Annotated in this window: 5 protein-coding genes and 2 pseudogenes; 5 read left to right on the top strand and 2 right to left on the bottom strand. The window is 59.1% G+C overall.

Going from position 1 to position 5,494, the window contains the following annotated elements:
- Nucleotides 1-40 precede the first annotated feature (40 nt).
- Nucleotides 41-169 (top strand): hypothetical protein, encoded by a 129-nt coding sequence (locus tag HMPREF2724_RS13525; protein WP_371440792.1) that lies wholly within the window; start codon nt 41-43, stop codon nt 167-169.
- On the opposite strand, the pseudogene HMPREF2724_RS10720 reads toward HMPREF2724_RS13525, so the two are convergent.
- Nucleotides 166-375, bottom strand: a pseudogene (locus HMPREF2724_RS10720) (type I restriction enzyme endonuclease domain-containing protein); the annotation flags it as partial. The gene HMPREF2724_RS13525 and the pseudogene HMPREF2724_RS10720 sit on opposite strands and share 4 nt — an antisense overlap.
- Before the next feature lie 295 nt (nt 376-670).
- Here HMPREF2724_RS10720 and HMPREF2724_RS10715 point away from each other — a divergent pair.
- Nucleotides 671-1,213, top strand: coding sequence for a three-helix bundle dimerization domain-containing protein (locus tag HMPREF2724_RS10715; RefSeq protein WP_062036814.1), 543 nt, complete (start codon nt 671-673; stop codon nt 1,211-1,213).
- A gap of 8 nt (nt 1,214-1,221) precedes the next feature.
- Here HMPREF2724_RS10715 and HMPREF2724_RS10710 read toward each other — a convergent pair whose 3' ends face one another.
- Nucleotides 1,222-2,532: a hypothetical protein gene (locus tag HMPREF2724_RS10710; RefSeq protein ID WP_070588549.1), complete on the bottom strand. Its 1,311-nt coding sequence runs from the start codon at nt 2,530-2,532 to the stop codon at nt 1,222-1,224.
- 212 nt (nt 2,533-2,744) lie between these two features.
- Between HMPREF2724_RS10710 and HMPREF2724_RS10705 the strand changes: the two genes are divergently transcribed.
- From HMPREF2724_RS10705 to HMPREF2724_RS13330, 3 genes and pseudogenes are all read left to right on the top strand, one after another.
- Nucleotides 2,745-4,724, top strand: a complete 1,980-nt coding sequence (locus HMPREF2724_RS10705) for a glycosyltransferase (protein WP_070588548.1) — start codon at nt 2,745-2,747, stop codon at nt 4,722-4,724.
- Nucleotides 4,714-5,241 carry a phosphatase PAP2 family protein gene (locus tag HMPREF2724_RS10700; protein WP_061925049.1) on the top strand — a complete coding sequence of 176 codons (528 nt, stop codon included), beginning with the start codon at nt 4,714-4,716 and terminating at the stop codon, nt 5,239-5,241. Before HMPREF2724_RS10705 ends, HMPREF2724_RS10700 begins: the two co-directional genes overlap by 11 nt.
- A pseudogene (locus HMPREF2724_RS13330) lies at nt 5,238-5,494 on the top strand (decaprenyl-phosphate phosphoribosyltransferase); the annotation flags it as partial. The gene HMPREF2724_RS10700 and the pseudogene HMPREF2724_RS13330, both read left to right, overlap by 4 nt.

Below are 5,494 nucleotides of genomic sequence, written 5' to 3'. Positions count from 1 at the left end.
CGACTATCTTCGCGAACACAGGACAGCGTCCAGCCGCGAATTGGCAGGGGCTGCGGGGCTGTCCCTCAACGGCGTGCGCAGGACCATTAACGAACTTGTTGAGGAAGGCGTCATCGTGCGCACTGAGCCGCTGAAGAGCCCGAAGCAGCGCTATCGGCTGCAGGGCTAATCACGGTGTTCAACGTCACTTTGTTCGCGCGCCGCCGCTGAATACTTGTAGTCGCGTAGCAACCTGCGGCCCGAGCGGCGTAGTTTCGCACGTACGTCATCGCGTACTGTCCAGTCGGTCTTTGCATCTCGACGCAGCATGGAAACGAGCTGGCGTGCGATTTCAGCAAGAACTTCGTCGTCCATGAGCTCGGTTGCGGATTCGTTACGTTAAATAAACTCGAGCGAAGTACCCAGCTTTTAGTCTGTTAATCGTCCTGAAGGGGGCTTAAGACTGGTTAATTAATGATAAAAGAGTGTTGCCCGAGAGTGGTTTGGTTTTTCGTGGGGATCGGGCTTCAAAAGCGTATGCCTTGCTGACGTGTTCGGTCAGGTCCGGTGATAAAGCGGTACTTTGACGGTTTTGTGCGTGCCGCGGGTTGGTGTTGAAACCGGGAGCGAATCTCCGTAAGGTTAACACTAGGTTAACAAACAGAGAACAGAAAGTGATTGGGTGAGTACCATGACGCATCTCAATGATCACCGCCTCGCGACCTTGCGCCAGGACCTCCACGACCTGTACGGCAACGCTCACGCTGCTGCGGAAATCGACGCCGAGGTAGACGCGGCAATCGCGCGCCATACTGCCGGTGCAACGGTCGAAGAATTCATCCCTGTTCTGGTTGAACGTGAGGTAAAAGATTACTTCGGCGAGCACCGCCTTCACGTGCGCTTTTCCGCTGGCGCAAATCAGGCCTTGGCACAGGAAGTTGTAGAGCTCGCCAAGAAGTATGCTGGCGACGCCTTGCTTGTCGACGCCGCGGCACCCCACGAGGAAGCCGACCCCGAAGGCCGTATGGTCGAAATGCCTGATTTCATCGTCTACCTAGGCCGCGAGATTCCGCGCGACGAGCCGGGCAAGGACATCAAGATCTGGGACATCGCAGAGGCTAACACCGAGGAAGAAAAGCGCGAGCTGCACGACGACCTCGGCGCCCGCGTGCTTTATATGTTGGGCAAGCTGGGTATCGAGCCAGTAAGCGATAAGGCCCCTGTCGAGGCCTAATCTCACAACTAGAAGCGATAGGCCGGTGGCAGGTTCGCAGAAATAGCGTTGTTGGACACCCAGAACTCGGCGTAGTTATAGGGCATGTAGTGCGTGCCCATGCCTGGATGCCAATCCTGCTCGCCTAGTTGCGGCGGGACTGCCCGCTGGTGATTGAGTTCGCCGTGGGCATAAAGCCGCTCGGGCAGCGCGCCGATGATGGGCCGGTAGTCGGCGAGAAGGCGCGCGAACTGCGCCGAGAAATCCGCGCGAGAAAGATCCTTTTCCAAGATCTCAATGCGCTCGAGAAGGGCGCTGATCGCGCTCGTCGCCGGAAGGTCTCCGCTTTCTGCCACTGCAGAAGCTCTCTGCATATCTGCTTTCAACCATCCCAACTCAGTTGACCGCGTGAGTTTTTCGCCCTTAGCCATGCGCTGGAGATCATCCAGCTGCGCCTTCGCAGTGCTGAGTCGGTGCAACTGGCGGTAACCCTGCGTAATTGATCCGCTGTGTTGGAAAAGTAGGGAAGTGCTAGCCGAAGGATCCATCGAATCCAGTGCCACAATATTCGGCTTTACCTGGCGATAGTCAGTCTTGATCTGTTCCCATTGAGCCTTGAAGGCTTCGTTAATCAGCGGGGTATTAAGTCCCGCGACGATTTTGTCGCCCTCGATGATGAACTTTGTGGCAGCCGGGAGGGTACCACGGTTGAAATCCAGCTGTTCGAGGAGTCGACGGGCGGTTACCCTGCGCGAATACAGAAACGAAGCCACGAGCATCGTGACCGCCAGCACTGATATCGCGATGAAGATGCTCCAGCCTGGAAGCCCCGTGGTCGATTCGCGGGAGATAGAGGGATCGCCCGCAGCCTTGGCCGCTAAAAGCAGGCCGACGGTGTAGTTGCCGCCCCGCATCGGGGCTTCCATCTGGTCCAGAATACCGTCCAGGCGTCCCGGCGCCTCGATGGAAATCGCCTCGCACACATCATTACTGCAACGGGCAGTCGATGACATTGGATCCAAACCAACGCCGATGAGCAGCGTTCCTTCCCTAAGGCTGCGTCCATCCGTGTTCAGCAGGCCGCGGGCGTTGTCTCGCAGGTATTCCAATGCATCAGTCGATACATCCTTGTGGTTGTGCTCATAGGTGAAGTACAGAATCCGGCTTACCTCAGGAGGTAGGTCGAGTGCCTCCGATTCCTGGCGCAGAGCTGATTCATCCGAGGGCGAAAGCAGATTACCTTCATCAAAAATCTCCACCGTGGGCGTAGCGGCGTGTGCCGTTGCTGGCAGCGTCACCAGCAAGAAAGCTACGGCAAGTAGCTGGAAAAGATATTTCATTAGATAAATAGAGTCCGCTCTTAAAGAGATAGAGAATGCGAGCGCATTTATGGCTCTTTAGGCTCGGATTAATCGTAGTGCTCACGGCCGGGTTGTGTTAAATACGCGTCACTGCAGCCCTGAATCCGTGTGGGAGCGAGGTTATCGGCCACAAACCACTAGGCTGTTTGACTGAATATTGTCATAAAACCGTTTGGAGAATCGAAGTAATCGTGACTGCCAACAATCCCTCCGCCAGCGCCGCTGGCAGCGAAACCCGCGTTTTCGAACCTGTTCAGCGAATCTTGCTGCCCAAGCGCGGCGAGCCTTTTGACGTCCGGATGCTCTATCTCATCGAGTCCGAGCAAAACCGCGAGCGCCTGAGCTGGACCAACCGCACTGCGGTGACGATTCCAGCGGGTGAAGAGGCTTCTTTCGAGACCTACTTCAACGCTTTCCCTGCTTCCTACTGGCGCCGCTGGTCCCAGCTGAAGTCCATCGTGCTCTCCCTCGAGCTCGAAGGCCAAGCCAACGTCTCCATTTACCGCTCCAAACAGGACGGTCAGCGCATCTCCGTGGCCAACCACCTGGTCGGCAGCGGTCACCACGACTTCGAACTGCCGCTGAAGAACTTCGAAGACGGCGGCTGGCTGTGGTTCGACATCACTGCTGAAAAAGAGACCGTTCTCTCCAACGCTGCGTGGTGCGCTCCACACGAGCCGGGCCCGCAGATTATGCCGGACGGTACGGAGATCCCGGCTTCGGAAAAGCGCGTTGCCGTGGGAATTCCTACCTTCAACCGCCCAACCGACGCCGTCGCAGCTCTGCAGGCTCTCGCCGAGGACCCAGTGGTTGACGGCATCATCGACTACGTCCTTATGCCGGACCAGGGCAACCAGCACCCAGCAGACGAGCCAGGCTACGAGCAGGCCGTCGAGCACTTCGGCCCGCGCTTCCGCGAGTTCCGGCAGGGCAACCTGGGCGGCTCCGGCGGCTACTCCCGCATCATGTACGAAGCGTTGGAGAACACCGATTCCCCGTTCATCCTCTACATGGATGATGACATCGCCATCGAGCCTGACTCCATCCTGCGCGCAGTGCAGGCCGCGCGATACGCCGCAAAGCCGATCATCGTTGGCGGACAGATGCTGAACCTGCAGGAGCGCTCCCAGCTGCGCACCACTGGCGAGCAGGTCAACAAGCACGACTTCATGTGGGGCGGGGCGCCGCACGCGGTCTACGACCACGACTTCGCCAAGTACCCATTGCGCGCTATTGGCGACGCCCAGTCGCACCTCGACCCACGTAAGTACGACTCCCGTGCTCTGCATCGCCGCGTCGACGTCGAATACAATGGCTGGTGGATGTGCCTGTTCCCACGCGTAGTTGCCGAGTCCAACGGCCAGCCGCTGCCGCTGTTTATCAAGTGGGACGACACCGAGTACTCCCTGCGTGCCCAGCGCGCCGGCTTCCCAACCGTGACTTGGCCAGGCGCTGCCATTTGGCACATGGCGTGGGCGGACAAGGACGACGCCATCGATTGGCAGGCGTACTTCCACCTGCGCAACCGTCTCATCGTCGCTGCGATGTACCACGACGGCGACGTCAAGGGCATTACGAAGTCCATCTTCAAGTCCACCCTCAAGCACACGATGTGCATGGAATACTCCACCATGGCTATCCAGCTGGAAGCTATGAAGGACTTCTTGGCCGGCCCAGATCACCTCTTCGACATCCTGGAATCCTCCCTGCCGCGCATCGCGGAAATCCGCAAGAACTACTCCGATGCCGTCATCATCGAGTCTGCCGACCAACTGCCAGCTCCGCCCGGCGCGCCGGGCGTACCGACCCGCAACATCGGCGGCCGCCTCGGCAAGGTCAAGAAGCTGCCATGGCTGCTGAAGTCCGCAAAGCACCTGGTCACCAAGGAAGACCGCGCGCACCACGAGGCGCCGCAGCTCAACCTCACCCCAGACGAAGCGCGCTGGTTCACCCTGTCCCGCGTGGACTCCGCAACAGTTTCCACCGCAGGTGGCACCGGCGTGGCCTTCCGCAAACGCGACCGCGATCTGGCCACCGACCTCGTCAAGCAGACCCGCGGCCTGCTCAAGGAGATCGAGGAGAACTTCGACGATCTGAAGGCGCAGTATCGCGCCGCGATGCCGGAGCTGACCTCCCGCGAATCCTGGAAGAAGGTATTCGATGCCCAGTAAGCTTTCTGTAGCGGAATCACACGTTCTGGAAAGCATCCAGAACGCAGCTTTCGACGTCCCTGGAGTTGTACCTGCCGCCCGCGGCCTTAGCCACTTGGGTGAGCATGCCCTGGGCTGGATGGGAACTTCCGCTCTCATGTACGTGGTCAATCGCGCGGACAAAGCGAAGGCTCGCCAGTGGGCATACGTCGGCGCGAGTGCTTTTACCGCCCATGCGGCCAGCGTTGTGTTAAAGCGCATCGTTCGCCGCAAGCGTCCCGATTACCCGTACGTGCGTGTGGGCGTGGCAACGCCGTCTAAGCTGTCGTTTCCTTCTTCCCACTCGACGTCGACAACCGCGTTCCTCGTCGCCGTCGCACATCTTTTGTCCACCCCAGCGCCGCTTGTCGGCGTGCCCGTGATGATGGCTTCGCGTATGGTGCTCGGAGTGCATTATCCAACGGATACCGCGGTTGGAGCTGCGATCGGCGCAGTCACCGCAGAGGCATTAACCCGCTACGAAAGGAAGACCGCGTGAGCGATTCCCACCACGACGACGGTACGCAGCGCGTGTTCCACTCTGAACCGCATACTTCAGGCATCGACACTGGCCGCAAGCGTAAGCCGCCGAAGAACCTCGCCGACGGAATGGTAAAGGCCCTCCGCCCAAAGCAGTGGGTCAAAAATGTCCTCGTCCTCGCTGCTCCAGCAGCAGCGGGTGCGGACGCACTGTTCCATTCGCGCGTGCTTCTCGACGTCCTCCTTGCCTTCATCGTCTTCTGCATGGGCGC

It is taken from the genome of Corynebacterium sp. HMSC071F07, from assembly GCF_001810285.1.
GTDB lineage: Bacteria > Actinomycetota > Actinomycetes > Mycobacteriales > Mycobacteriaceae > Corynebacterium > Corynebacterium simulans.
Note: the sequence above shows the minus strand (reverse complement) of the source record. Positions and strands in the feature narration are given on the sequence as shown.

What these genes read in the sequence shown, in the direction of transcription:
- HMPREF2724_RS10715 (WP_062036814.1), top strand. Translation starts at nt 671, where the DNA reads ATGACGCATCTCAATGATCACCGCCTCGCGACCTTGCGCCAGGACCTC.
- HMPREF2724_RS10710 (WP_070588549.1), bottom strand. Translation starts at nt 2,532, where the DNA reads ATGAAATATCTTTTCCAGCTACTTGCCGTAGCTTTCTTGCTGGTGACG.
- HMPREF2724_RS10700 (WP_061925049.1), top strand. Translation starts at nt 4,714, where the DNA reads ATGCCCAGTAAGCTTTCTGTAGCGGAATCACACGTTCTGGAAAGCATC.